The sequence below is a fragment of the Herbaspirillum chlorophenolicum genome, from assembly GCF_001189955.1.
Lineage (GTDB): Bacteria > Pseudomonadota > Gammaproteobacteria > Burkholderiales > Burkholderiaceae_D > Herbaspirillum > Herbaspirillum chlorophenolicum.
The window spans coordinates 1-26,208 of sequence record NZ_LFLT01000030.1; the positions used below are offsets into that span (position 1 = coordinate 1).

The following is a 26,208-nucleotide window of genomic DNA, read 5'->3' on the forward strand; positions in this document are numbered from 1 at the left end:
ATGGATTTCAGTCCAGCATCCATCCCCGGGAGCATCCGACCGCCTTATGCCAGCGCATCAGGAGTTCATCGCGCAAATCGGCCGCCATTCCCGGTTCAAACAAGCGATCGACTTGCCACATGGCAGAAATTTCCTCCTGGGAATGCCAGAATCCGGTGGCCAGCCCAGCCAGGTAGGCCGCGCCCAGCGCAGTCGTTTCCGTGACCTGCGGACGGACTACCGGCACACCCAGCATGTCAGCCTGGAATTGCATCAGCAAGTCATTGCGTGCAGCGCCGCCGTCTACTCGCAGTTCCTTGAGCGGAATAGCCGCATCCTTCTGCATTGCTTCCAATACATCTGCAGTCTGGTAGGCGATGCTTTCCAGTGCGGCGCGCGCGAGATGCGCCTTGGTCGAGCCGCGCGTGAGTCCGCTGATGCTGCCGCGTGCGTAAGGATCCCAATACGGCGTGCCGAGTCCGGTAAATGCCGGCACGAAATACACGCCGCCGTTGTCCGGCGCCTGTGCTGCCAACGCCTCGATATCGGACGATTTCGTGATCACGCCCAAGCCATCGCGCAGCCACTGCACTACCGCACCCGCGACAAAGATACTGCCCTCAAGCATGTACGAGGTCTGGGGCGCGGCGCCATCTTCTGCCGCCAGCGTCCAGCCTATTGTCGTGAGCAACTTGTTCTTCGACACGGCGGCTTGCGCGCCGGTCTGCATCAGCATGAAACAACCAGTGCCGTAGGTATTCTTGACCATGCCTTCACGCAGGCAAGCCTGCCCGAAAGTGGCGGCCTGCTGGTCGCCGGCGATGCCGGCAATGAGAAGGGGACTTCCAAACCATTCGGCTTTGGTCTGCGCGGCAACACCGCTGCTGGCCACCACACGTGGCAACATGGAGCGGGGTACTTCCAGCACTGCCATGAGTTCGTCGTCCCATTCGCAGCGATGGATATCGAACAGCAGGCTGCGTGAGGCATTGCTGCTGTCGGTGACATGTTCCCCGCTGAGCTTGTAGACCAGCCAGGAATCGACAGTGCCAAAAGCCAGTTCGCCGCGCTCGGCGCGCGCGCGGGCATCCGGCACGTTTTCGAGGATCCAGTTCAGCTTGGTGCCGGCGAAATAGGCGTCCAGCACCAGGCCGGTCTTGCGGGCGAACAGCTCTTCCTTGCCTTCGCCACGCAGTCGGTCGCACAGGCCGGCAGTGCGGCGGTCCTGCCACACGATGGCGGGGCAGACCGGTTCGCCGCTCTTCCGATCCCACACCACAGTAGTTTCGCGCTGGTTGGTGATGCCGATGGCGACGATGTCATCGGCTTTCACGTGGTTGTTCTTGAGCACGGCCTGGGCGACTTCGAGCTGGGAGCGCCAGATGTCGTTGGCATCGTGCTCTACCCATCCGGATTGCGGGTAATGTTGCGCAAACTCTTTCTGCTCAATGGCCGCGATGCGGCCCTGGCGGTCAAACAGAATGGCGCGTGAACTGGTGGTGCCCTGGTCGAGTGCGAGCAGGTAACGGCTCATGGCATAGTCTCCCGATGCTGGTTTTCTTGTAATCCGGTGCGCCGGGAAAATCAGGGCCGGTAGCTGTATTCCAGGCGCCCCGGTATTTCCACGCGCACCGACAGCACGCATCCCGACAGCGGATATTGCTGCAGTTCGCTGTCACTGCGGCCATTGCGCCCGGTAGTGATGTACAGCGTGCGCAGGTCGACGCCGCCGAAGGCCACCATGGTCGGGCAGCGCGCCGGCAAGCGGATCTCCTGCAGGATCTCACCCTGCGGCGACAATCGCAGCACGCGTCCACCCTCGAACATGGCGCACCAGTAGGCGCCTTCGCTATCCACCGCGGCGCCGTCCGGGCGGCCGCCGTAGTCGGGCGAACTCTTGTCGGCGTCGAACTGGCGCAGCAGACGGCAGTTGTCGGCCGTGCCCGTGGCCAGGTCATAGTCGTAGACGTTGATGCGGTGCGCCGGCGTGTTCGAGTGGTACAGCAGGCGCTGGTCGGGGCTGAACGCCACACCGTTGGAGGTGGTCACCGGATGGTGGGCATCGCGTAGGCTGTTGCGTTCGAAACAGTACAATGTGCCGGCTTCACGGTCGCGCGGTTCGTAGATGGTGCCGCACCAGAAACGGCCCGTGGCATCGCAACGGCCATCATTGAAGCGGATGCGGCTGGTGTCGTAAGGCGCCTCCAGCAGCAGCGACAGCGCACCGGTCTGCGTATCGAGGTGCGACATGCCGGTGCGTAGCGCGACCACCAGGCCGCCCTGGGCATGTTTGACGATGGCGCCGGGCTCCTGCGGCATGGGCCAGGATTTGTGCTGCCGGCTTTCGATATGCAGGCGATGCACCGCCTTGCCGGGAATGTCGATCCAGTACAGCGCCGCCTCTTCGGCATGCCACAACGGCGACTCGCCCAGCAGCATCGGTTGGTCAAAGGCAGCCGTGATCTGTTTGGATGGCGAGGATGTGTCGGTCATGGGAGGGAAAAAGATGACGGAAAGGCACATTATGCGCCGCAGCCGCCGATTCACAAACCTGTACCGCAAGCTGCGCCAGCAATGAAAAACGGCATGTGCTTCAGCACATGCCGTTTTCTTTTTGCAGGCATTCAGGCCGGGCAGGCCCGGCCCTGCGATGTCGCGATCAGTTCGACCAGCCGCCGTCGATCATGTGGATCGAGCCGGTGGTGAAGTTCGACTCGTCGGACGCCAGGTACAGCGCCAGTGCGGCAACTTCTTCTGCTTTGCCGATGCGGCCCATCGGCTGGCGGCCGACGAAGGCGGCGCGCACCTCGGCTTCGCTCTTGCCGGTTTCCTTGGCCTGGGTGGCGATGCGCTGTTCCAGCGACGGCGACTCGATGGTACCCGGGCAGATCGCGTTGCAGCGTACGCCCTGCGCCACGAAATCGGCAGCGACCGACTTGGTCAGGCCGACCACCGCCGCCTTGGAGGCGCCGTAGGCGAAGCGGTTGGCCACGCCCTTGACGCTGGAGGCGGCCGAGGCGATGTTGACGATCGAGCCGGCCTTCTTGGCCAGCATGCCCGGCAGCACCGCACGGATGGTGTGGAACATTGCCTTGGCATTCAGGTTGAAGGAGAAGTCCCACGACTTGTCGTCGCATTCCAGGATGTTGCCGGCGGCCACATAGCCCGCGCAGTTGAACAGCACGTCGATGGTGCCGATGTTGGCCACCAGTTGCTTGATGGCGGCGTCGTCGGTCACGTCCAGCAAGTGGGTTTCGACGCCGGCGATGCCGGCCAGCGCGTCGAGGTGAGGCTTGCTGATGTCGGTGGCGATCACGCGCGCACCTTCCTTGGCGAACAATTCGGTCGAGGCGCGGCCGATGCCTTGGGCGGCGGCAGTGATCAGAACGGTCTTGCCGGCGAGGCGTCCAGTGGATGAGGCCATTTCTATTCCTTTAGATGAGTTGTCGTTTTGCCAGATTCTTGAGCAGCGCGGTCAGGCCGAAAGTCCAGGGCGCCGTCTTGTCGCTGAAGTTCACGGTGTTGACCAGCGCGCCCAGCTTGGGCGTGGCGATCGTCACGATGTCGGCGACCTGGTGGGTGAAGCCCTGGCCCGGACCGAAACGGTCCTGGGTCGGCGCGAACATGGTGCCCAGGAACAGTACCAGCCCATCCGGGTACTGGTGGTTGGGCCCGATCGCGTGTTCCACCAGTTGCAGCGGATCGCGGCTGATCATCGACATCGAGCTGCTGCCCTTGAGCGTAAAGCCTTCCGTACCGTCGACCCGCATTGTAAGTTCGGCGCGGCGCACATCGTCAATTGAAAAGTTTGCGTCGAACAGACGAATAAAAGGCCCGACCGAGCAGGAGGCATTGTTGTCCTTGGCCTTGCCCAGCAGCAGGGCGCTGCGGCCCTCGAAGTCGCGCAGGTTGACGTCGTTGCCCAGCGTCGCGCCGACGACCTTGCCGCGGCTATTGATGGCCAGCACGATCTCGGGTTCGGGGTTGTTCCAGGCCGATTTCTGGTGGATGCCCACCTCATCGCCCAGGCCGACCGACGACAGCGGCTGCGCCTTGGTGAAGATCTCGGCGTCCGGGCCGATGCCCACCTCCAGGTATTGCGACCACACGCCTTGTTCCAGCAGCACGTCTTTCAGTTTGGCCGCTTCCGGCGAACCGGGCACCACGCTGGAGAGGTTGTCGCCGATCACGGCGGTGATGGCCTTGCGCACCGACTCCGCACGGCCGGCATCGCCGCGTGCCTGTTCCTCGATCACGCGTTCCAACATGCTGGCCACGAAGGTCACGCCGCTGGCCTTGACCGCTTGCAGGTCGATCGGCGCCAGCAGCCAGGGCTTGCCGGTGTCGCGCCTGGCCGTGTCGGCGTTGTCCAGCAGTTCTTGCAGCGAAGCCAGGCGTGGCAATCCACTCGCGGCCTGCACGGCTGCGGCCGGATCATCCAGTTCCAGTAACTGGCTGGACGTAGCGGCAACCGTGCTCAGGTCATACACGCCATCGGCGTTGACCTTGACCAGCACCGGGCCGACATTCGGCTGCCAGACACGCCCGATCAGCGTCGCTTGCGCGTGGTCTTCAGGCAAGTGCGCCTGGATGGTGAATGCATGTGCCATATTCTTGACTCCTAGGTTGTTGAGGCCGCATGAAGCGGACCAGACTTGGCTTGTTGGCGTAACCGCTGGCAAAGCACCCTCATGCACGAATGCAAGGGGAAGGGCGCTTTGCCGGCGGCTGCGCATCTGATGGTGGACGACGGACGGCGCAAACAAAACTGCCGTTGGCATCGACGCCAACGGCAGCAGGGGATGCAGCTCAGGTGTACACGCCGATATGCCAGGGTACGAACTCATCCTGTCCGTATCCGTGCAATTCGCTCTTGGTCTTCTTGCCGGATGCGGTGTCGAGGATCATCTGGAAGAAGCGTGCGCCGATCTCCTGGGGCGTCGCGGTGCCATCCGCAATTTCGCCGCAGTTGATGTCCATGTCTTCTTCCTGGCGCTGCCACAGCGCCGTGTTGGTCGCCAGTTTCAGCGACGGCGACGGTGCGCAGCCATAGGCCGAACCGCGGCCGGTGGTGAAGCAGATCATGTTGGCGCCGCCGGCGACCTGGCCGGTGGCCGAGATCGGGTCGTAGCCCGGCGTGTCCATGAACACGAAGCCCTTGGCCGTCACGGTCTCGGCGTACTTGTAGACGTCCACCAGGTTGGTGGTGCCGCCCTTGGCAACCGCGCCCAGCGATTTTTCCAGAATGGTGGTCAACCCGCCCGCCTTGTTGCCGGCCGAAGGATTGTTGTTCATTTCGGCGTCGTTCTTGCGGCAGTACTCTTCCCACCAGTCGATGCGTGCCAGCAGCTTCTGGCCCACTTCCGACGACACCGCACGGCGCGTCAGCAAGTGTTCGGCGCCGTAGATTTCCGGCGTTTCCGACAGGATCGCGGTACCGCCGTTTTGCACCAGCAGGTCGACCGCCACGCCCAGCGCCGGATTGGCGGTGATGCCCGAGTAGCCGTCGGAGCCGCCGCATTGCAGGCCCAGCGTGAGGTGCTTGGCCGGTACCGGTTCGCGCTTGATGTCGTTGGCCTTGGGCAGCATCTTCTTGATCTTCTCGATGCCCAGCGCCACCGTCTTGGCGGTGCCGCCGGTGCTCTGGATCGTGAAGGTGTGGAAGTATTCGCCTTCCTTCAGGTCATGGCTTTCCATCAGGCCGGAGATCTGGTTGGTCTCGCAGCCCAGGCCCACCACCAGCACGGCGGCGAAGTTGGGGTGCTTGGCGTAGCCGGCCAGGGTGCGGCGCAGGATCTGCAGCGGCTCGCCCAGCGAGTCCACCGCGCAGCCCAGGCCGTGGGTCAGCGCCACCACGCCGTCGACGTTGGGGAAATCGGCAAGCGCTTCGGGATGGATGTCGCGGCGGAAATGGTCGGCGATCGCGCGTGCGGCCGTGGCCGAGCAGTTCACCGAGGTCAGCACGCCGATGTAGTTGCGCGTGGCCACGCGGCCGTCGGGGCGAACGATGCCCATGAAGGTCGCCGGCTGTGCGGCGAAGTCGACCGGTTTGACGTCGGCGCCGAAGTGGTGCTCGCGGGAGAATTCAGCCATCGCCAGATTGTGCGTGTGCACGTGCTGGCCTGGCTCGATGGCTTGGCTGGCGGTGCCGATGATCTGGCCATAGCGCTTGACCGACTCGCCGGCCGCGATAGCGCGGGTCGCCATCTTGTGGCCGGCAGGGATCAGGCCGACGACCTTGAGGCCGCCTTCCTCTTCCAGCACGGTACCGGAAATGAGCTGCCGGCGCGCAATGACGACATCATCGACCGGATTCAATCGAATGATGGGAGAAATAGGTTTCATGATGATCTCAGTGAGAGCGTTTCAAACAGTCCGCTGGCAAAAGGCATGCTGGCGGCGACATGCAAGCCGGTTCTGCAAAGCGCCGCCGCGTGCGGCGTGCCGGTCCGGCTTGCATTCAGGTTGCGACTTCGGGAATTACTTGGCTGCGAATTGCGACAGGTCAGGCATCGGGCTACCCACCCATTGCTGGTAGATGCCGGCCAGCTTGCCGTTCTTCAGGTTCGCGCCGATCCAGTCGTTAAGCCATTTTTCCAGCGCCGGCTCGTTCTTGCGGATGCCGATGGCGTAAGGGATGTCCTTGATCACGAACTTGGTTTCGATGTTCTTGGACGGGTTTTGCTTGGACACGGCGGACGCCAGCGAGTTGGGTGTGCAGAAGGCATCTACCTGGCCCGAGACGATGGCTGCAGTCACGGTGGCGTCGTCATCGAAGCGCACGATGGTCGCGCCCTTGGGAGCGATCGGGGTCAGCAGCGAATCCTGCATGTTGCCGCGGACCACGGCCACGCGCTTGCCGACCAGGTCGTTCAGGCCCTTGATGTTCTCACCCTTGGGGGCGGCCACCACGAACTGCGAGGCGCCGTACGGTTGCGAGAACGAGACCACCTTCTGGCGTTCCGGTGTGATCGAGAACGATGCAATCACCATATCGGCCTTGCCGGTCATCAGGAACGGGATGCGGTTGGGGCCGGTAACCTGCACGATTTCCAGTTCCACACCCAGGTCCTTGGCCAGGGCGCGTGCGGTTTCCACGTCCGAACCCTGCGGCTCCAGCTTGGCGCTGGTCATGCCGAACGGAGGCGCGCCCAGGTCGATGGCGACCAGCACTTTCTTGCGGGCCTTGATGTCGGCCAGCGCATCGGCGTGTGCGACCTGTGCAAAGCAGGCGATGCCCAGCACCACGGCAGCGGCTTTTTTGGTGAAGTTCAAAAGGTTTTTCATTGATGTCTCCTGAGATGAAAGGTACTGCTTGGGTACGTCGTCTTGATGATGCGACTGGTGCGATCGGGATGCAGCGTGATTACAGATCGCTGGATACGAATTTCTGCAGCTCGGCGGTCTTGGGGTTGGAAAACAGCTCATCCGGCGGACCCACTTCCCACACCTTGCCCTGATGCATGAACACCAGCACGTCGGCCAGCTTGCGGGCGAAGGCCATTTCGTGCGTGACCAGCACCATGGTCATGCCCTGCTTGGCCAGGTCTTCCATGACCTTGAGCACTTCCGAGGTCAGTTCCGGGTCCAGCGCCGAGGTCACTTCATCGAACAGCATCAGTTCCGGCGCCATTGCCAGCGAGCGGGCGATCGCCACGCGCTGCTGCTGGCCGCCTGAGAGCTGCTCGGGATAGGCTTCCTTCTTGTTTTCCAGGCCGACCAGTTGCAGCACGTTCTGCGCGATCTTCTTGGCTTCGTCGGACGACATCTTCTTGATCGTCGTCAGCGCCAGCGTGATGTTGCGCTCCACCGTCAGGTGCGGGAACAGGTTGTAGCTCTGGAACACGATGCCGACCTGCTTGCGCAGTTCGCGCAGGTTGAGCTTGTCCGGATGGTGGATGTCGTGGCCGCAGACGTTGATGTCGCCGGCATCGACCTTCTCCAGGCCGTTGAGGCAGCGCAGCAGGGTGCTCTTGCCCGAGCCGCTACGGCCGATGATGGCCACCATCTGGCCCTTCTGCACATCCAGCGAGACGCCGTTCAACACCTTGTTGGTGCCGAAGCTCTTGTGCAGGTCCTTGATCTTAACGATTGCTGACATTCAATTTCCTTTCGAAATGCTTGGAGAGCGCCGACAGCGGATAGCAAAGGCAAAAATAGATCAGCGCCACACAACCGAAAACGGTGAAGGGCTGGAAAGTCGAGTTGTTGATGATCTGGCCGGCGCGCGCGAGGTCGACGAAACCGATCACCGAGGCCAACGAGGTGTTCTTCACGATTTGCACCATGAAGCCTACGGTCGGCGGGATGGCGATCTTGGTCGCCTGCGGCAGGATGACCTTGGTCAACTGCTCGAAGCGGTTGAAGCCCAGGCATTCCGACGCTTCCCATTGGGTCTTGGGCACCGCCTGGATGCAGCCGCGCCAGATTTCGCCGAGGAAGGCCGCGCAGTAGATCGCAAACGAAATGCCGGCTGCCACCAGCGGCGTGAGCTTGAAACCGGCGATCGCCAGGCCGAAGTAGGCCACGAACAGGATCACCAGCAGCGGAATGCCCTGTACGATCTGGATGTACCAGCTGGCGATGGTGCGCAGTACCTTGTTGGGCGAGACGCGCCACAGTGCGATCACGATGCCGGCGACGCCACCGAACACGAAGGCCACCAGTGACAGCACCACGGTCCAGACGGCAGCTTGCAGCAGGTATTCAACGTGCAAAAAACTGAATGAATTCACGTTGTCTCCTTATAGGCTGGTGCCGAGCTTGCGCTTGCGGACGAACGCGACCTGGCTGATCAGCCAGAATGCCGCACGGAACAGGAAGGACAGCGCCAGATAGGCCACCGCGATCACCACATACACTTCGAAGCTGCGGAAGGTTTCCGATTGCACCAGGTTGGCGGTGGCAGTCAGTTCTTCGGCGGAGATCTGCGAGGTGATGGAGGATGCCAGCATCAGCAGGATGAACTGGCTGGTCAGCGACGGGTAGACGCGTTCTACCGCCGGCAGCAGCACCACATGCCAGTAGACATGCAGCTTGGACATGCCCAGGCATTCGGCCGCCTCGATCTGGCCGGGATGGATCGAGTTGATGCCGGCGCGCATGATCTCGGTGGTGTAGGCGCCGACGTTGAGCGTGAGCGCGATCACGGCGGCGGTTTCGGCGGTCAGCTTCCAGCCGATGCTGGCCAGGCCGAAGAACACCAGAAATACCTGGACCAGCAGCGGCGTATTGCGGATGATCTCCACGTAAGCCTTCACCAGGCCATGCAGCAGCGGGTTCTTGCTCCTGTAGGCGATCGCGCACAGCGTGCCGACCACGAAGCCGAGCACGATGGACAGGGCGGAAAGTTGGATCGTCAGCCAGGCGCCGTACAGCAGGCGCTCCCAGTTGGCGAACACACTCATGAAATCAAATGTGTAATTCATTGATACTCCGGTGAAACGGGGCGGGTGGCAGGATTACGTGTGGCGGCGGCAGATGTGCGCCGTTCCTGGCCGGAAGTGATGGGTTGCTGGCATGAAGTGGTCTCCTTTCTTGTTACCTGAGGTCTGACGCCTGGCGTGCCACCGGTTGCGGAGAAGGATCCGGCTACCGGTGGGCGGGCTCTTGTCGGCCCATGTGCCAGGGTGGCTTGTTACTGCTGTACTGCATGCGCCTTGCGGCGATTTTTCACGGACGGTGCTCGCAAGGTTTACAAGGTCTTGACGCCGCCGAATTTCGTTTCGACTTTTTCAATGCCATTGACCAGCGGCTCGCCGAAGTCCGGAATGCTGATCTCAAAGCTGTCGCCGGTCTGTGTGCGTACACCGGAAGCGAACGAAAGATTGGCCGCGCCCATGTAATACACATGCACGTCGCCGGCACGCAGAAACTGGTTGTACTTGAAGTGGTGGTACTCCAGGTTCCTGATGTCATGGCACATGTTGTCCTGGCCGGTCAGGAATTCCTGTTCCCAGATCACGCGGCCATTGCGGCGGATACGGGTCATTCCAACCAGGTGCGAAGGTGGCGTACCCACCAGCAGTTCCGGCCCGAAGGAGCAATGGCGCAGTTTCGAATGCGCCTGGTACAGGTAATTCCTGCGCTCCATCACGTGATCCGAGAATTCGTTGCCGATGGCAAACCCCAGGCGCTGCGGGCAGCCTTCGTCGTCGATCACGTACAGGCCGACCAGCTCGGGTTCTTCGCCGGCATCCAGCGCAAAGTCGGGGCTGGGAACGGGTTGGCCGGGGGCGACCACAATGTCGCCATCGCCCTTGTAAAACCATTCCGACTGCACGCCGATCTCGCCTGCGTCCGGGCGGCCGCCTTCCAGGCCCCATTCGAACATGTACATGGTGTCGGTCCTGGCCATCTCCTCGGAGTTGACCTTGCGGTGCATCTTGTCGCGCGTGGACGCGCTGCCCAGATGCGTAACGCCGGCGCCGGACACCAGGCAATGCGCCGGATCTTCATGGTCCAGCGGGGCCAGGATGCGTTGTTCTTTCAGGATGGCGGCGTAGTCTTCCTGCCGGTTCCCATTGAGCAACTGGGCCTGGCGTTCCAGGCCATTTCCGCTGCGCATGGCCAGCAACGCCAGTTCGCGCATAGTGGCGACCTGCGACAGCGTCTGGATATTCGTCCCGTTGACGATACCGACGCGGCGCGCACCTTCGCGATCTGCAAATTGAATCAGCCTCACCTTGTCTCCGATGGTCATTCTTGTTGCTTGAACAGCGCGACTCCCATGTCGTATCGGCTGTTGCGGAATTAGACCGGTTCTTCACCCGCTTCCGTTACGCTGCAGTGCACGATAGGCACAATGGCAATTGGAGAGCAGTGATTCGCAGTCGGCGGGAATTCGTGCGCCGCCGGGTCAATTTCGCAAAAGTCTCCTGCTTTTTTCACGCATCGCTTTGGCTGGACGATAGATGCGCTAGCATTGTGGTTTTTCGCAGCACCGAATATAAGAGGCTTACAAAACGATGTCTAATGAGGTTAATTCATCGGGTGATAACCAACTCAAGACTGCCGGGGGGGAACTGCCCTCGGTCGGTTCTATTGTCAGCCGCCTGCGTTTCCGGCAGGTCGCCCTGCTGACGGCGCTCGATGAGCAGGGTTCGCTGCACAAGGCGGCCGAAGTGATGCACATGACGCAGCCGGCCGCGACCAAGGCGTTGCATGAAATGGAAGATGCCTTGGGTGTCACCCTGTTCGACCGCTCGCCGCGCGGCATCGAGGCCACCGAACTTGGGCGCTGCGTGATCCGCTACGCGCGCCTGATTCAAAGCGACGTTGCCAACTTGCGCGACGAACTGCAGAACATGATCAGCGGCCGCGGCGGGCGCTTGTCCATCGGTACGATCATGGGCGCAGCGCCCTTCGTGACGCGCGCGCTGTCGCGCTTGCGCGAGATCCAGCCGGACGTTTCCATTGAAATTACCGAAGACACCAGCGCGCGCCAGTTGCTGCTGCTCGACCAGGGGCGCATCGACCTGATGATCGGGCGTTCCTCGGTCAGTTCCCAACCCAACCTGTACAACTATGAAATGCTGCGCGGCGAGCCCATGTGCATCGTCAGCGGCATCGACCATCCGCTGGCGACCGCGCAGAAGGTACGGCTGCAGGAACTGTCGGACGCCTCCTGGATTTTGTATTCGAGCAATATGCCCATGCGCATCTGGATCGAGCACGAGTTCAAGCTGGATGGCCTGAAAGTCCCGGGCAATGTGATCGAAACGGCATCGCCCTTCGTGACGGTGACGTTGCTGGCGCAGTCCAACATGGTGGCCGTCATGCCGCTGGACATTGCCCATTTCTTCGCCGCCAAGCAGATGCTGTGCATCTTGCCAGTGGGGCTGAAAACCCGGATCGAACATTACGGCATCGTCACGCGAAAAAATACGACCTTGTCTTCGTTATCGAAGATGTTCATCCAGATCTTGCGCCAGCAGAACTGACGTTGCTGCCGGGCCGGACACGGCTTCGCGTATGATGTGGTGCGATTTCCTTCCTGCATGTTCACCGCTCTCGCATGGCGACAGCCGTGGTTTCAAGCAGTTTCCATTATTGCGGCCAAGCCAGGCCGGCTCTTCTGGTTGTTCTCCATGACATTGCGTTCCCCAGCTGTTGGATTTTTCATTCCGGGCCCCGGCTCTTTGGCACGCTTGCGCCGTCCGTTGCAGGTAGTGGCGTTTGCTATTGCCACGCTGGCGCTGGCAGGCTGCGCGGGGCAAAAGCAGGCGCCTGAAGCAGCGGCCAAACAGGCGAGACTGGACAAGGCCCTGGCGCTGTTCTCTGCCAATGCCCCGGGCGGGCTGCCGGCAGAATGGGAGCCGCTGCTGTTTACACGCAGGAAGAAGAGCACCGAATACCAGCTGGTCGAAGATGCCGGCCGCACGGTGCTGCGTGCGTATGCGGACAAGGCATCGTCCGGCCTGCGCCACCAGGTCAATATCGACATCAACAAGAAACCCTGGCTGTCATGGAGCTGGAAGACCTCGGCCCTGATTCCCACCGCCGACAATACCCAGCGCGAGACCGAGGATTCGCCGGTGCGCATCGTGCTGGCTTTCGATGGCGACCATGACAAGCTGTCGCTGATGGACACCATCCTGTTCGACACGGCCAAGCTGCTGACCGGACACGAGCTGCCCTATGCCACGCTGATGTACATCTGGGAAAACAAGGCGCCTGTGGGCAGCGTGATCGCCAATACCCGTACCGGGCGCATCCAGATGCTGGTGGCCGAAAGCGGCCCGGCCAATGTCGGGCAATGGGTGGAATACAAGCGCAATGTGGCGGAGGATTACGAGAAGGCCTTCGGTGAAAAGCCGGGGCGGCTGATTGGCGTGGGCGTGCTCACCGATACCGATAACACCGGCCAACAGGTGGAGGCCTGGTATGGCGACATCAGGCTGATGCGTGAGGTTGACGGCGGCGAGTGAGTCCGGCCCAGAGGGCGGGCGCGAACAGGCTCCAAGCAAACAAGGCCTGCCGGGTGTGCACCGGCAGGCCTTGTTTGTTTCTATTGCATCTATTTCGTCATACGCCACGCCACCATGCGGCGACATGGCCCCAGAATCCCTTCGGTCCTTCCGTGAATAGCCAGGGCTTCTGCGCCTTTAGGCGTTCGATCATTTCCTGCTCCGCCTTTTCCGAGACATTGCCGTAGGCGCGTCCCAGCCGCAGCAGGCTGCGTAGCGCGCCCAGCTTTTCGCGCGCTACCGCGCCAGAGGCATGCTCAATGGCGATGTGCGTCTCGCGCAGTTCCTGCACCAATGCGTGCGCCAGCTGCGACGCCGGGGTTTTCAGCTTTTCCTGCACCACGGTGATGCTGGTGACCGAATTCTTGATCTGCGCAGCCAGGATGTCGATCTGCGATTCGTCGCCCTTGGCCTGTTTGACGATGGATGCGGCCCAGGCCTTGGAAGCAGCCAGCAGGTCGTCCGGACCCCAGTCATGGCGTACTGCGATGTAGAAGCCGTAGTTCGACGCCTGCGAGATCAGGATCTCCACCACATCCGGAAAATCCTTGTCCAGCGCGCGTTTAGCCCAGGCGTACTGGCCCGAAAGCATCAGGTGCTGCACGCCGTCCTCGGTCAGGAAATGAGGGTTTTCGGAGACCTTGGCCAGCAAGAAGCCATCGAATGTCGGGGAGACAAAGCCCGAGTCGATTTTCGTCGACAGGCGTACAAAGTTCTTGTAATCGCGTTGCAGCGATTCGTATGTCTCATCCTTGAGGTTGAGTTTGATCTGTTTCATTGCCCTTCCCCGAGCGTGTTTGATGTTGTCGTGCCGGCATCGAAGGAGGCCGGCCGATGGTTGTCATTTCTTTACAGGTTGTGCGAAGAGGCAACCGTGATTAATGATTATCGGCCAAATTGAAGGAAAACTTTATTTTTGGAAATTTTCGTTCCCATTCCGATAACGCTCCTTGCTTGGCGCTGGCCGGAAACTCCCTGTTGCAGGGGGCAGGCTCAATAGGACAGCAGGCCGTAACGGCGGCGTGTCTCTTCGTCCGGGTACAGGAAATCCCGATAAGTTGACCAGGCGGCATCGGCCTTGATCTCGGTATGAATTTCGCAGCCCGGGCAAAGCTTGGCATAGACCGCCGCGACGGTTTCTCCAAGGCCGTTGGGATCGATCACGTAGATGTAGTTGAGTTGTTCCAGGTTGTGGATGACGGTGCCGGCATAAATGCTGCGCGTCTTGCGGCCGATGGCGGTTGCCACCGCTTCCGATATGGCGTCGAGCCGGCCGGTATCGCCCGGCTCGGGAAGGCCGTCCGGGCGGCTTGAGCGGTAGCCCACGCCGGTCACGATCACATACGGATAGCCGGAGACCGGCGCCACCCTGCGCAGCCCCATGTCCAGCCGGGTGGTGCCGGGTTTGCCGTCGTGCGCGGCGACGTAGCTCCACCATTCGGCATTGTCGGAAGTCTGTGCGTGCAGTGTGCCGGCGGTGAGCAGCGCCAGTAGGGCAATGACGAGTTTCTTCATTGAGGTGGCTTGTTTAATAATGCAAAGGGCAAACCCGGCGCCGGCCCGTCATCGCACGGCCAGCAGGGCGAGCAAGGCCAGCAGGGCAGGCAAGGCCTGGATGTAAAGGATGGAGCGTTTCGCGGTGAGCCCGCCGTAGATGCCGGCGATCAGTACGCAGGCGACGAAGAAAAACTGTACCGGACGGTCCCCCGCGGCTACTCCCCAGAACAGGCCGGCGGCCAGGAAGCCGTTGTACAGGCCCTGGTTGGCTGCCAGCACGCGCGAAGCCTCTGCGGTTTCTTTCGACTGGCGGAATGTCTTCAGGCCGATGGGTTTGGTCCAGAGGAACATCTCCAGCACCAGGATCCAGACATGCTCGATGGCGATCAGGATGAGCAGGGCAGTGGCGAGCGTTTGCAAGGGATTCTCCTTTTGTCGTTATGGGGAGCGCTCGGGCGGGGCCGGCGCTTTCGCGATCATGCCCGAAAGCGCCGGCCCCGCCAATGTCGATGCGTTGTTGATGCGCTCCGGCGCGGCTGTCGCATCGCCGCCACCGCCGGCTTGGCAGACTTGCGCCGCAGGGGATAGAATGCGGCCTCGGGCGCGGCAGGGCGCCCATTCCCGCGAAAGCCGATGCACCTGCCGTCTGCGGAAGTACACCTTCAGCTTGAACACAGACGTTGAACCTTGATAGTCGTGGCGGGAGACGACGCTTGAAAGGAACAAACGTAATGTGGTCTACCCAATTCCCCCACGCCATCCATATCGCCGAACCTGGTTTCGGCAGCAGCCTCGCCAACGGCGATTTCCTGCGCCGTTATGCCAAGCGGCTGCTGCGCGCCGTACATTCCGAGCGCAGCAGCGAGGCGTTGCCCGTCCTGCGCCGCATCGTCGCCATGCAGGTGACGCCGGAAATTTCCGTGGCTGAACTCCATCCCTTGCGCCGCAGCCTGCAACTCAAGCATGTGCTGCATACGCTGGCGCGCGAAGTCGGTTTCGCCAGCTGGGAGCTCTGCGCACGCCAGGTCGATGCACGACCGTCGTCGCTGCTGGACCGCTATCGTCTTGAGCTTGGCATGTTTCGCGATTTCGAGACCAACTGGTTCCCCGACATGGAGACTGCGCAAGGCTGGCAGCGCGAACACGGCGGCTACCTGATCGCCTACGGTACGCAGGCGGTGGCGATCCTGGCGCATTGAGATTGACCGTCATGCCGCAATGAAAAACGGCGCCGGTGGAGGCCGGCGCCGTTGTCATTGCGATGCAAGGAATCATTTCGCCTGCAGGAATTTCTCCGCCAGTCGCACCCAGTAGGTCGCGCCGATAGGCAGCAAGTCGTCGTTGAAGTCGTAGCTGGGGTTGTGCAGGTTGCACGGGCCCAGTCCATGGCCGTGGTCGCGGTGGCCGCCGTCACCGTTGCCGAGGAAGACGTAGCAGCCCGGCTTGTGCTGCAGCATGAAGGCGAAGTCCTCGGCGCCCATGGTTGGCTCGGTGCGCGCATCGACATGGTCGGCGCCGAACTGCTCGGTCAGCACCTCGACCGCGAAGGCGGTTTCCTTCTCATGGTTGATCAGCGGTGGATAGTTGCGCGAGAAGCGGAAATCTACCGTAGCGTCGAAGGCTGCGGCGGTGTGTTCGGCGATCTCCCGCATGCGGCGCTCGATCATGTCCAGCACCGGTGTGCTGAAGGTACGTACGGTGCCGATCATGGTGGCGATGTCAGGGATGACATTGGTGGCACTGCCGGTATGGATCTGCGTGATCGAGACGACCGCCGGATCATTCGGATTGGCGTTGCGCGAGACGATGGTCTGCCAGCTTTGCGCGATCTGCACCGCCGTCATTACCGGATCGATTGCCTTGTGTGGCTGGGCTGCGTGCGAACCCTTGCCCTTGACGGTAACTTCGAATTCGTTGCTGGAGGCCATCTGCGGCCCCGGCGTCACGCCGAAATGGCCGGCCGGGATGCCGGGCCAGTTGTGCATGCCGAACACGGCATCCATCGGATACTTCTCGAACAGGCCATCCTGGATCATGCGCTCAGCGCCGCGGCCGCCTTCTTCGGCGGGCTGGAAGATCACATACACGGTGCCGTCGAAATTGCGGTGCTGCGACAGGTAATGCGCAGCGCCCAGCAGCATGGCGGTGTGGCCGTCGTGGCCGCAGGCGTGCATCTTGCCCTCGTTCTTCGAGGCATGCGGGAAGGTGTTGAGTTCGGGCATGGGCAGCGCGTCCATGTCGGCGCGCAGGCCGATGGCGCGCGGGCTGTCGCCATGGCGGATGATGCCGACCACGCCGGTCACGCCCAGGCCGCGCACCACCGGAATGCCCCATTCGGTGAGCTTTTGCGCCACAACCTCAGCGGTGCGCACTTCCTCATAGCCGAGCTCGGGGTGGGCGTGGATGTCGCGGCGGATTTTTTGCAGTTCGGCGTGGAACTGGACGATGGGATCGATGAGTTTCATGGTGCTTTGGTTCTGCGGCGAGAGTCTGTCTATCTTACTCCCCATGCGCCGTCCCGGCGCGGACCGGGATGGCGCATGGGGCAGGGTTGCGTCAGGAACCCAGTCGTTTCACCAGGCGGTACATGAATTCCCGTCCTTCATACAGGCGCGGGATTTCGATGCGCTCATCCAGGCCGTGGGTGCGCAGGTCGGCCGGGTCGGTGAACAGGCCGGAGACGCCATACATCGGCACCCCGGCGTTACGCGCAAAGCGGCTGTCGGTGGCGCCGGTGCTCATGAAGGGGATCACCGGCACGCCCGGCCACATCTCTTGCGTCAGGCCTTCCACGACCGAAGCGATTTCCGGCGTCATCGGAGAGACCGGGCTGCGCGTCGGCGGCGCCACCTGGCGCATGGCGATCTTGTCGTTGCCCAGCACCTGCTTCAGCTGGCGCTCGACTTCGTCCGGATCGTCGAATGGCAGGATGCGGCAGTTGACGGTAGCTTTGGCCGATTGCGGCAAGGCGTTTTCGGCGTGGCCGCCGTTGAACATGGTGGCGGTGCAGGTGGTGCGCAGTTGGGCGTTGTACAGCGGTACCGTCGAGAGGCGGTCGGTCACCGCGGAATCGGTGCTGCCGCTGCCGACCGCACGCATGTCCTCCGCCTGCTGGCCGCTGGCGAATTGCGCGCTGCGTGCGAAGTAGGTCTTGGTGACATCGGCCAGCTTCACCGGAAAACGGTAGGCGCCCAGCCGCGCCAGCGCGGCGGACATCGCATAGATCGGATTGCTGGCCGTGGGCAGCGAGCTGTGGCCGCCGACATCGCGCAGTTCCAGCTGGTAGGTGGTGTACAGCTTTTCGGCCACCTGCACGCGGTGCAGCTTGGGCTTGCTGCCTTGGCCGCCGTACAGCTCGCCGCCGCCGCCTTCGTTGATGCCAAGTTCGGCCTTGAGCAATTCGGGTTTGTTCTTGAAGATCCACCAGGCGCCGTTGCTGTCGATGTCGCCGCGCTCCTCATCGGCGGTCAGCGCCAGGATGATGTCGCGTTTGGGCTGGTAGCCCTCGCGCTTGAGTTGCGAGAGGATGGAGACGAAGGCCGAGGCCATGGCCTTGTCGTCGATCGAGCCGCGCGCGGTGAAATAGCCGTCGTCCTCCTTGAGCTTGAAGGGATCGGTCTTCCAGTCCTCACGTTTGGCCTCCACCACGTCGATGTGTGCGATCAGCAGCAGCGGTTTCTTGCTGCCGTCGCCTTTCCAGCGCAGCACCATGTTGCCTTTCTTGGGGAAGGGCTCGATGATCTGGATGTCGTCCTTGCTGAACCCGGCCTTTACCAGTTCGGCTTGCATCGCCAGCGCGGCGGTTGTGGTGCTGCCGGCGGAATGGGTGGTGTTGATTTCCACCAGTTCCTTGTAGATGTCATGGAAGCGCTGCTGCTCGGGCGTCAGTGCGGTTGGCTGGGCAGAGGCGCCGGCGCACAGCGCGGCAGCCGCCATCAGCAAGGCCAGCTTGTGTGGACGCAAAGAGGGAAGGGATGGCATGGGGGAGGTCTCCTTATAGATAATGGACGAACTGACGAGGCATGCTGCTTGCCGCGTCAGCGCATTTTCCTTAAGGAAATGCCGAAGGGCAATCGAATTTCCTTCGGTTGCATGCGATGTCGCCCCATCGCACTCCGCAATTTTGTTCAATACAGCCCGATGCGGCTGGCCTAGCATGCGGCTCTTCATCATTGCCATGATCCGCGTGCCCCCATGTTGACCTCTGAATTTTTCCTGTTGGCCTCGGCCCATTTCCTGGCGCTGGCCAGCCCCGGTCCCGACTTCCTGCTGCTGGTGCGCAATTCGCTGCGCCATGGGCGACGCAACGGTATCGGCGCCAGCCTGGGCATCGCCTTGGCCAATGGCCTGTACATCGCGCTGGCGCTGGCCGGATTCAGTTTGCTGCAGCAGAGCCCGGCACTGTTGACGGCCATGAAATGGGCGGCCAGCATCTACCTCGCATGGCTGGGGTGGCTGTTCATGCAATCCAGCTTGAAGCCGCAGGCATTGGCGGGCGCGGAGCCTGCGGCGTTACGCAGCTACTCAGGATTTGTTGCCGGTATGGGGGCGGGTTTTTTGTCGGCGGTATTGAACCCGAAGAACGGCATCTTCTATTTCGGCTTGTTCACGCTGATAGTAGGGGCGCAGACCGGATTCGGGCTGAAGCTTCTTTACGGCGTGTGGATGTTTGCCGCGGTGTTCGTGTGGGATGCGATGCTGGTGTGCGCGGTATCGCAGCGCCGGGCGATGGCATGGCTGGTGCGCAGCTTGCCGATGGTCGAACGCGGAGCCGGCCTGTTGCTGATGGTGGCCGCTGCGGCATTGGCCCTGTCCAGGGCCTGAAGAAAATTAGCGTTTTTGATACTGCGCCGGCGTGGCTGCCACGCGCGACTTGAACGCGCGGTGAAAGTGGCTTTGGTCGGCAAAGCCGGTGTCGTAGGCGGCGTCGGCGGCACTGGCGCCTTGCTTGAGCAAGGTGCGCGCCTGGTTGATTTTCATGTCCAGCTGCAGCGCATGCGGCGTCAGGCCGTAGCGGCGGCGGAACAGGCGGATCAACTGGTAGCGGCCGGTGCCGGCGACTTGCGCCAGGGTGTCGATGCCGACGCGTTCGCGGCAGTGCGCCTGCAGATAGTCGTGGGCCTGCTGCAGGCCATCGGTATTGTCGGTTTCTTCCGCAGGCGACTCGCTGCCGGCTTCGGCGCACAGCAGCATCAGCTCGTGCAGGCAGGTGATGACTTCCGCTTCCTTGGCCGGACCGTCGCTGCCGTCGAGCGCCGCCGTCATGCGGTCAAGCAGCTGCACCGCTTGCGGTGAGCGAATCACCTGGGACTCCATTGCGGCCAGCAGGCGGCATGTCTCCGGCGACTCTGCCAGCAAGTCCCGCAGCCAGGCGGCGTCGAGATGGAACATGCGGTAGCTCCAGCGTTGCAGGTCTTCCGGGTTGCAGCTATGCACGTCGCCCGCGCGCACCAGCACCACGTCGCCGGGAACGATAGGCGTGCTGCGCCCGGCCAGCGCGAAGGTGCTGCGGCCGGCGTCGACGATGCCGATGGAGAAAGTCGGATGCGTATGCGGCGCATAGCAGGACAGGCTGCCGGTGGCGCGCCGGCCTTCCAGGAAGGGCAGGGCGGGGTCGCGCCAAAAATGGAGGGACGGCTGCATGGATGATGGCATTGTTGCGAGCATGCTGAGGCTCGGGAAGTGCATTTTAAGATAAAGTATCCGCTTTACTGCAAGCGGGGCGCCAGCCACGGATTGCAGCTCATCTTTTCTTGATGTTTCTTGCCGATTTGCCATGTCCACCACGATAGTCCGCGCTGCCTGCCCGCATGATTGCCCCGATACCTGCGCCTTGCTGGTGACCGTCAAAGACGGCGTCGCCACCGAAGTGCGCGGCGATCCCGAGCATCCGCCGACTTCCGGCGTGTTGTGCACCAAGGTCGCGCGCTACACCGAGCGCACCTACCACAAGGACCGCCTGCTGCATCCGCTGCGCCGCGTGGGCAAGAAAGGCGAAGGAAAATTCGAGCGCATCAGCTGGGACGAGGCGATCGCAACCATCGCCGACCGCCTGGGCGCCATCGCGCTGCGCGATCCGCAGGCGATCTTGCCCTATAGCTACGCCGGCACCATGGGCCTGGTGCAGGGCGAGTCGATGGCGGGGCGCTTCTTCAACCGCCTGGGCGCTTCGCAACTGGAGCGCACCATCTGTGCCTCGGCCGGCGGCGTCGGCTATCGCTATACCGTCGGCGCGCGCATCGGCACCGATCTTGAGCAGGTCAACAACGCCAAGCTGATCCTGATCTGGGGCGGCAACCCGATTGCCTCCAACCTGCATTTCTGGACCCGCGTGCAGGCCGCCAAGCGCAACGGTGCGCGCATCATCGCCATCGATCCCTACCGTTCGCTGACAGCCGAGAAATGCCATCAGCACATCGCTTTGCTGCCAGGCACCGATGCCGCGCTGGCGCTGGGCATGATGCATGTGCTGGTGGCCGAAAACCTGCTGGATGGCGATTACATCGCGCGCCACACGCTGGGCTTCGAACAGCTGAAGGAGCGCGTCGCGGAATGGACGCCGCACCGCACCGCCGACATCTGCGGCATCAGCGTTGAGGAAGTGCAGGGCCTGGCGCGCGAATACGGCCGCGTGGCGCTGGCGGGTGAAGGCGCGATGATCCGTGCCAACTACGGCTTGCAGCGTGTGCGCGGCGGCGGCATGGCAGCGCGCAATATCGCCTGCCTGCCGGCGCTGGTGGGCGCGTGGCGCCATCCGTCCGGCGGCATCCAGATGTCGACCTCGGACTCCTTCCCCAGGGACAGCGCCGCGCTGTCACGCCCCGATCTGGCCGCTCGCCACGGCGCGCCGGCGCGCATGGTCAACATGAGCACCATCGGCGATGAACTGCTGAAGCCGGCGTCGCCCGCATTCGGTCCGAAGATCGACGCCGTGGTCGTCTATAACTCCAACCCGGTCGCAGTGGCGCCGGAATCGGCCAAGGTGGCCGAAGGCTTCGCGCGCGAAGATCTGTTCACCGTGGTGCTCGAGCATTTCCAGACCGATACCGCCGACTACGCCGACATCGTGCTGCCGGCCACCACCCAACTGGAACACGTGGATGTGCACAGCGCCTACGGCCACGTCTACATGATGGCCAACAACGCTGCCATCGCGCCGCTGGGCGAGGCCAAGCCGAACACCGAGATCTTCCGCCTGCTGGCCGCCGCGATGGGGTTTGGGGAGGATTGTTTCAAGGAGTGCGATGACGCGATTGCCGCCGCAGCCTTCCGCCGCGACCATCCGCGCAGCGCCGGCTACGACTGGGACGAATTGAAGGAGAAAGGCTGGCAGCGCTTGTCCATGCCGGCCGCGCCGTTCGCTGAAGGCGGTTTCACCACGCCATCGGGCAAGTGCGAGTTCTATTCGGAACAGATGAAGGTGGCCGGGCTCGATCCGCTGCCGGCTTATACCCCGCCTTACGAATCGGTGGCCAGCAACCCGCAATTGGGCGCGAAATATCCGTTGGCGATGATTTCGCCGCCGGCGCGCAATTTCCTCAATTCGTCCTTCGTCAACGTCCAGAGCCTGCGCGACACCGAAGGCGAACCGCATCTCGACATGCACCCGGATGACGCCGCCGCACGCGGCATCGCCGACGGCGACATGGCGCGCATCTTCAACGACCGCGGCAGCATGCAGGCGCGTGTGCGCGTGACGGACAAGGCGCGCCTCGGCCTGGTGGTCGGCTTGTCGATCTGGTGGAAGAAGTTCGCCGCCGACGGCAAGAATGCGAACGAAGTCACCAGCCAGCGCCTGACCGATATGGGTAACGCGCCGACTTTCTACGATGTGCTGGTGCAGGTTGAAAGGATGGCCGGAGATGATGCGGCCGCCGCTGCCTGAGCCGTTGCGCATGACATGGCGTGCGCTGCGCATGGCGGCGCTGCTTGTGGTTGCCGCATCGACGGCCGGCTGCACCTCGCTCTCCTATTATGCGCAGGCAGCCCACGGCCAGTTTTCTTTGCTGGCCCAGGCCAAGCCATTCGATGACTGGATCGCCGACCCGGATGCCAAACCGGGGTTGAAGACCAAATTGCAGACCGTCCGTGAAATCCGGCGTTTCGCCGTCGATGAACTGGGTTTGCCTGACAACGGCAGCTACAAGACCTATGCCCAGCTCGACCGTCCCTTCGTGCTGTGGAATGTGGTGGCGGCGCCGGAGCTTTCGCTCAAGGCCCACCAGTGGTGCTTCCCTGTCGCCGGCTGTGTCGACTATCGGGGCTACTACAGCCAGCAGGCGGCGCAAGCGTATGGCGCGCAGTTGCAGCAGCAGGGCTATGACGTGCAGGTGGTGGGCGTGCCTGCGTATTCGACGCTGGGCTGGTTCAACGACCCGGTGATTTCCACCTTCATTAATTATCCTGATGGCGAGCTGGCGCGCCTGATCTTCCATGAACTGGCGCACCAGACCGTCTACGCGTGCGACGATACGCCGTTCAACGAAGGCTTCGCCGTCGCGGTCGAAGAAATCGGCGTCGACCGCTGGCTGTCGGCCAGGCATGACGACAAGCTGATCGAGGCTTACCGCCGCTTCGATGCACGCAAGCAGGACTTCCTCTCCTTGCTGGACAAATACCGCGACAAGCTGGAGGCCAATTACGACAGCGATGCGCCGGACGATGCCAAGCGCGAGCGCAAGCAGCAGATCTTCGGTGAACTGCGCGCGGAGTATGCACAGATGAAGGCGCAGCGCTGGGACGGTTATGCCGGTTACGACCGCTGGTTTGCCATGCCGCTGTCCAATGCGCACCTGGCGCTGGTCGGTGCGTATCACGACCTGGTGCCGGCATTCAAGGCGCTGTTCGCGCAGAGCAGCGGTTTCCCGGACTTTTATGCGAAGGTGAAGCAACTGGCGCAGATGGACAAGGCCGCGCGCCACATTGCCCTGGGCGATCCGCTGCCGGCGGGGGAGCCGGGCCGGCGCCGGCGGGATCGCAAGACCGAGCGCACGCCGCTGTGAGGTGGAGAGGGGAGTTTCCGCCAGGCATGCAAAGGCGCACGAGCATGGCGCCCAAGGGTATGATGCAAAAGCTTGAGGGTTTGTCCGAAAAGCAAGACGGGCCAAATACGAGCCATGCCGGGGGCGTAGAAAGTTTTGCGTAAAAATCCTCCTAAACTACTTGCTCAAGCGGCCAATGCTGGATAGCATCTGCTCTAAATAAAAAAACACTCGTGCTTTTTTTCTGTGCGTGCCAAAGCAATGATGTCCAATCAACGCTCAGCCCAGCGCAAGTTCTGACCGGAGACAGAGGTAACAACATGGAAAAATTCTGGCTTGCTTCCTACCCCGCGGGCGTGCCCGCCGACATCGATCCCGGCCGCTATGGCTCGCTGGTGCAGATGATCGATGAGGCCTTCACCAAGTATGCCGACCGCAATGCCTACGTTTGCATGGGCAAGTACCTGAGCTATGCCGAGCTGGACCGCCTGTCGCGCCTGCTGGGTGCGTGGCTGCAAAGCCTGGGCCTGCAAAAGGGCGCGCGCGTGGCGATCATGATGCCCAACGTGCTGCAATACCCGATTGCGATCGCTGCCATCCTGCGCGCCGGCTATACCGTGGTCAACGTCAATCCGCTCTACACCGCGCGCGAACTTGAGCACCAGTTGAAGGACTCGGGCGCCGAGGCCATCTTCGTACTCGAAAACTTCGCCAGTACCTTGCAGAAGGTGGTGGAGAAGACCCGGATCAAGCACATCGTGGTCGCCAGCATGGGCGAGTTGCTGGGCACATTGAAGGGCGCCATCGTGAATATGGTGGTGCGCCATGTGAAGAAGATGGTGCCGGCCTGGTCCTTGCCCCACGCCATCACGTTCAGCCAGGCGCTGCATCAGGCTTCCGGCAAGCAGTTGCAGCCGGTGTCGCTGGGGCATGAGGACATCGCCTTCCTGCAATACACAGGCGGCACCACCGGCGTGGCCAAGGGCGCCGTGCTGACCCACCGCAACCTGGTGGCCAACGTGCTGCAGGCTGAAGAGTGGCTGAACCCTGCGCTCAAGTCCGGCAAGCCGATCGACCAGCTGGTGTTCGTCTGTGCACTGCCGCTGTACCACATCTTCGCGCTGACGGTATGCAACATGCTGGGCACGCGCGAAGGCGCGCTGAACCTGCTGATCCCCAACCCGCGCGACATTCCCGGCTTCGTCAAGGAACTGGCCAAGTACAAGGTCAATACCTTCCCGGCAGTCAATACGCTGTACAACGCGCTGTTGAATAACGCCGAATTTGCCAAGCTGGATTTCTCGGGCTATCGCTGCTGCGTGGGCGGCGGCATGGCGGTGCAAAAGAGCGTGGCCGACAAGTGGAAGAAGCTGACTGGCTGTCCCATCATTGAAGGCTACGGCCTGTCGGAAACATCGCCGATTGCCAGTGCCAATCCCTGCACCATCGACGAATACACCGGCACTATCGGCCTGCCGCTGCCGGCTACCGACATCGCCATCCTGGATGACAGCGGCAAGCCGGTGGCGCTGGGCCAGCCGGGCGAGATCGCCATCCGCGGTCCGCAGGTGATGGCCGGCTACTGGCAGCGTCCGGATGAGACTGCCCTGGTCATGACCGATGACGGTTTCTTCAAGACCGGCGACATCGGCGTGATGGACGAGCGCGGCTACACCAAGATCGTCGACCGCAAGAAGGACATGATCCTGGTGTCCGGCTTCAACGTCTATCCGAACGAGATCGAAGGCGTGGTGGCGCAGCATCCGGGTGTGCTGGAATGCGCATGCGTGGGCGTGCCGGATGAGCACACCGGCGAGGCGGTCAAGCTGTTCGTGGTGCGCAAGGACAAGTCGCTCACCGCCGAGCAACTGATGGCTTATTGCAAGGAACAGTTCACCGGCTACAAGAAGCCCAAGTACATCGAGTTCCGTGACGAGCTGCCCAAGACCAACGTCGGCAAGATCCTGCGCCGCGAGCTGCGCGACGAACAAAAGAATCCGGAGGCAGAAAAGAAGGCTGCCTGATACCGCATTCCGGCTTCAAGCAAAAAGTGCCGCTGTGAAGAGATTCGCAGCGGCGCTTTTGTTTTGCCGTCATCCCGGCTTGAGCGGCGGGATGACGGAAGGGGGGCAGGTCAGGCTGTTTCGCAGGCGCGCAATGCATGGATGAACGCCTTGGCATTTGCCCCGACCTCCTGCGGACTCATGCCGGGTTTGTACAACGCGGAACCCAGGCCGAAGGCTGTGGCGCCGGCCTGCATGAATGTCTGCAGGCTGTCCGGCGTGATGCCCCCCACAGGCGCCAGCACTACACTTGCCGGGATCACTGCGCGCCAGGCCTTGACCACGGCGGGCCCCAACTGCTCGGCCGGGAACATCTTGAGGATGTCGGCGCCGGCCGCCAGCGCGGCGAAGGCTTCGGTGACCGTGGCGACGCCTGGCGCGCTGGCCAGGCCGGCATCGGTGGCGGCGCGGATCACGGCCGGGTCGCTGTGCGGCATCACGATCAATTGGCCGCCGGCATCCGCCACTTGCTGCACTTGGGCTGGCGACATCACGGTGCCGGCGCCCACCACGCAGTCGGCCGGCAGGGTGCTGCGCAGGATGCGGATGCTCTCCAGCGGTTCAGGCGAGTTCAGCGGGACTTCGATGATGCGGAACCCAGCGTCGTAGATGGCGCGGCCGATCGCCTCCACCTCGTCGGGGCGTACCCCGCGCAGGATGGCGATGAGCCGGCATTTCTTCATGGCTTCTTTGAACATGGCGTCTTTCGTTTTCGTCTAA

24 protein-coding genes are annotated in these 26,208 nt (G+C 62.4%); 7 read left to right on the forward strand and 17 right to left on the reverse strand.

All coding sequences use genetic code 11. The features are described 5' to 3' along the window. Window positions 1-7: 7 nt before the first annotated feature. From glpK to araD1, 10 genes are all read right to left on the reverse strand, one after another. Window positions 8-1,513 (reverse strand): glycerol kinase GlpK, encoded by a 1,506-nt coding sequence (gene glpK / locus AKL28_RS16960; RefSeq protein ID WP_050469335.1) that lies wholly within the window; start codon window positions 1,511-1,513, stop codon window positions 8-10. A 50-nt stretch (window positions 1,514-1,563) separates the two neighbouring features. Beyond that, a complete protein-coding gene (locus AKL28_RS16965; protein ID WP_174525389.1) occupies window positions 1,564-2,472 on the reverse strand; it encodes an SMP-30/gluconolactonase/LRE family protein in 909 nt (302 codons plus the stop codon). 166 nt (window positions 2,473-2,638) lie between these two features. Next, window positions 2,639-3,403 carry an SDR family oxidoreductase gene (locus AKL28_RS16970; protein ID WP_050469337.1) on the reverse strand — a complete coding sequence of 255 codons (765 nt, stop codon included), beginning with the start codon at window positions 3,401-3,403 and terminating at the stop codon, window positions 2,639-2,641. Between the two features lie 10 nt (window positions 3,404-3,413). Beyond that, on the reverse strand, window positions 3,414-4,589 hold the full coding sequence (locus tag AKL28_RS16975; RefSeq protein ID WP_050469338.1) for a fumarylacetoacetate hydrolase family protein: 1,176 nt from the start codon (window positions 4,587-4,589) through the stop codon (window positions 3,414-3,416). A 199-nt stretch (window positions 4,590-4,788) separates the two neighbouring features. Next, window positions 4,789-6,324 (reverse strand): UxaA family hydrolase, encoded by a 1,536-nt coding sequence (locus AKL28_RS16980; protein WP_050469339.1) that lies wholly within the window; start codon window positions 6,322-6,324, stop codon window positions 4,789-4,791. 135 nt (window positions 6,325-6,459) lie between these two features. Further along, complete coding sequence (locus AKL28_RS16985; RefSeq protein WP_050469340.1) at window positions 6,460-7,266, reverse strand: transporter substrate-binding domain-containing protein; 807 nt, start codon at window positions 7,264-7,266, stop codon at window positions 6,460-6,462. 79 nt (window positions 7,267-7,345) lie between these two features. Then, entirely contained in the window at window positions 7,346-8,080 is a 735-nt protein-coding gene (locus tag AKL28_RS16990) for an amino acid ABC transporter ATP-binding protein (protein ID WP_050469341.1), read from the reverse strand. Then, window positions 8,064-8,714, reverse strand: coding sequence for an amino acid ABC transporter permease (locus AKL28_RS16995; RefSeq protein WP_050469342.1), 651 nt, complete (start codon window positions 8,712-8,714; stop codon window positions 8,064-8,066). The genes AKL28_RS16990 and AKL28_RS16995 overlap by 17 nt, the downstream gene beginning before the upstream one ends. 9 nt (window positions 8,715-8,723) lie before the next feature. Then, on the reverse strand, window positions 8,724-9,407 hold the full coding sequence (locus AKL28_RS17000) for an amino acid ABC transporter permease (RefSeq protein WP_050469343.1): 684 nt from the start codon (window positions 9,405-9,407) through the stop codon (window positions 8,724-8,726). 266 nt (window positions 9,408-9,673) lie between these two features. Beyond that, window positions 9,674-10,663 carry an AraD1 family protein gene (araD1, locus tag AKL28_RS17005; RefSeq protein WP_050469381.1) on the reverse strand — a complete coding sequence of 330 codons (990 nt, stop codon included), beginning with the start codon at window positions 10,661-10,663 and terminating at the stop codon, window positions 9,674-9,676. A gap of 283 nt (window positions 10,664-10,946) precedes the next feature. Between araD1 and AKL28_RS17010 the strand changes: the two genes are divergently transcribed. Both AKL28_RS17010 and AKL28_RS17015 read left to right on the forward strand, forming a co-directional pair. After that, window positions 10,947-11,921 (forward strand): LysR family transcriptional regulator, encoded by a 975-nt coding sequence (locus AKL28_RS17010; RefSeq protein ID WP_050469344.1) that lies wholly within the window; start codon window positions 10,947-10,949, stop codon window positions 11,919-11,921. A gap of 147 nt (window positions 11,922-12,068) precedes the next feature. After that, entirely contained in the window at window positions 12,069-12,908 is an 840-nt protein-coding gene (locus AKL28_RS17015; RefSeq protein WP_082221552.1) for a DUF3047 domain-containing protein, read from the forward strand. A 97-nt stretch (window positions 12,909-13,005) separates the two neighbouring features. On the opposite strand, the gene AKL28_RS17020 is transcribed toward AKL28_RS17015, so the two are convergent. From AKL28_RS17020 to AKL28_RS17030, 3 genes are all read right to left on the reverse strand, one after another. Further along, window positions 13,006-13,725: a DUF4088 family protein gene (locus AKL28_RS17020; protein ID WP_050469346.1), complete on the reverse strand. Its 720-nt coding sequence runs from the start codon at window positions 13,723-13,725 to the stop codon at window positions 13,006-13,008. Window positions 13,726-13,940: 215 nt separating this feature from the next. Further along, entirely contained in the window at window positions 13,941-14,462 is a 522-nt protein-coding gene (locus AKL28_RS17025) for a DUF695 domain-containing protein (protein ID WP_050469347.1), read from the reverse strand. A gap of 48 nt (window positions 14,463-14,510) precedes the next feature. Beyond that, complete coding sequence (locus AKL28_RS17030; protein WP_050469348.1) at window positions 14,511-14,864, reverse strand: DUF1304 domain-containing protein; 354 nt, start codon at window positions 14,862-14,864, stop codon at window positions 14,511-14,513. A gap of 311 nt (window positions 14,865-15,175) precedes the next feature. On the opposite strand from AKL28_RS17030, the gene AKL28_RS17035 reads away from it, so the two are divergent. After that, a complete protein-coding gene (locus AKL28_RS17035) occupies window positions 15,176-15,643 on the forward strand; it encodes a hypothetical protein (RefSeq protein ID WP_050469349.1) in 468 nt (155 codons plus the stop codon). A gap of 72 nt (window positions 15,644-15,715) precedes the next feature. Here AKL28_RS17035 and AKL28_RS17040 read toward each other — a convergent pair whose 3' ends face one another. Continuing rightward, a complete protein-coding gene (locus AKL28_RS17040) occupies window positions 15,716-16,909 on the reverse strand; it encodes a M20 aminoacylase family protein (RefSeq protein WP_050469350.1) in 1,194 nt (397 codons plus the stop codon). Window positions 16,910-17,000: 91 nt separating this feature from the next. Further along, window positions 17,001-18,425 (reverse strand): M20/M25/M40 family metallo-hydrolase, encoded by a 1,425-nt coding sequence (locus AKL28_RS17045; RefSeq protein WP_050469351.1) that lies wholly within the window; start codon window positions 18,423-18,425, stop codon window positions 17,001-17,003. A 213-nt stretch (window positions 18,426-18,638) separates the two neighbouring features. Between AKL28_RS17045 and AKL28_RS17050 the strand changes: the two genes are divergently transcribed. Beyond that, complete coding sequence (locus AKL28_RS17050; RefSeq protein ID WP_050469352.1) at window positions 18,639-19,268, forward strand: LysE family translocator; 630 nt, start codon at window positions 18,639-18,641, stop codon at window positions 19,266-19,268. 6 nt (window positions 19,269-19,274) lie between these two features. On the opposite strand, the gene AKL28_RS17055 is transcribed toward AKL28_RS17050, so the two are convergent. Next, the gene (locus AKL28_RS17055; RefSeq protein ID WP_050469353.1) at window positions 19,275-20,087 is read right to left on the reverse strand and encodes an AraC family transcriptional regulator; all 813 of its coding nucleotides are present in this window, start codon (window positions 20,085-20,087) and stop codon (window positions 19,275-19,277) included. Between the two features lie 133 nt (window positions 20,088-20,220). On the opposite strand from AKL28_RS17055, the gene AKL28_RS17060 reads away from it, so the two are divergent. From AKL28_RS17060 to AKL28_RS17070, 3 genes are all read left to right on the forward strand, one after another. After that, window positions 20,221-22,329, forward strand: a complete 2,109-nt coding sequence (locus AKL28_RS17060) for a molybdopterin-containing oxidoreductase family protein (protein WP_050469354.1) — start codon at window positions 20,221-20,223, stop codon at window positions 22,327-22,329. A gap of 10 nt (window positions 22,330-22,339) precedes the next feature. Continuing rightward, on the forward strand, window positions 22,340-23,446 hold the full coding sequence (locus AKL28_RS17065; protein WP_050469382.1) for an aminopeptidase: 1,107 nt from the start codon (window positions 22,340-22,342) through the stop codon (window positions 23,444-23,446). 299 nt (window positions 23,447-23,745) lie between these two features. Continuing rightward, window positions 23,746-25,449 (forward strand): long-chain fatty acid--CoA ligase, encoded by a 1,704-nt coding sequence (locus tag AKL28_RS17070; protein WP_050469355.1) that lies wholly within the window; start codon window positions 23,746-23,748, stop codon window positions 25,447-25,449. A 110-nt stretch (window positions 25,450-25,559) separates the two neighbouring features. On the opposite strand, the gene AKL28_RS17075 is transcribed toward AKL28_RS17070, so the two are convergent. Then, window positions 25,560-26,186 carry a 2-dehydro-3-deoxy-6-phosphogalactonate aldolase gene (locus AKL28_RS17075; protein ID WP_050469356.1) on the reverse strand — a complete coding sequence of 209 codons (627 nt, stop codon included), beginning with the start codon at window positions 26,184-26,186 and terminating at the stop codon, window positions 25,560-25,562. Window positions 26,187-26,208 lie beyond the last annotated feature (22 nt).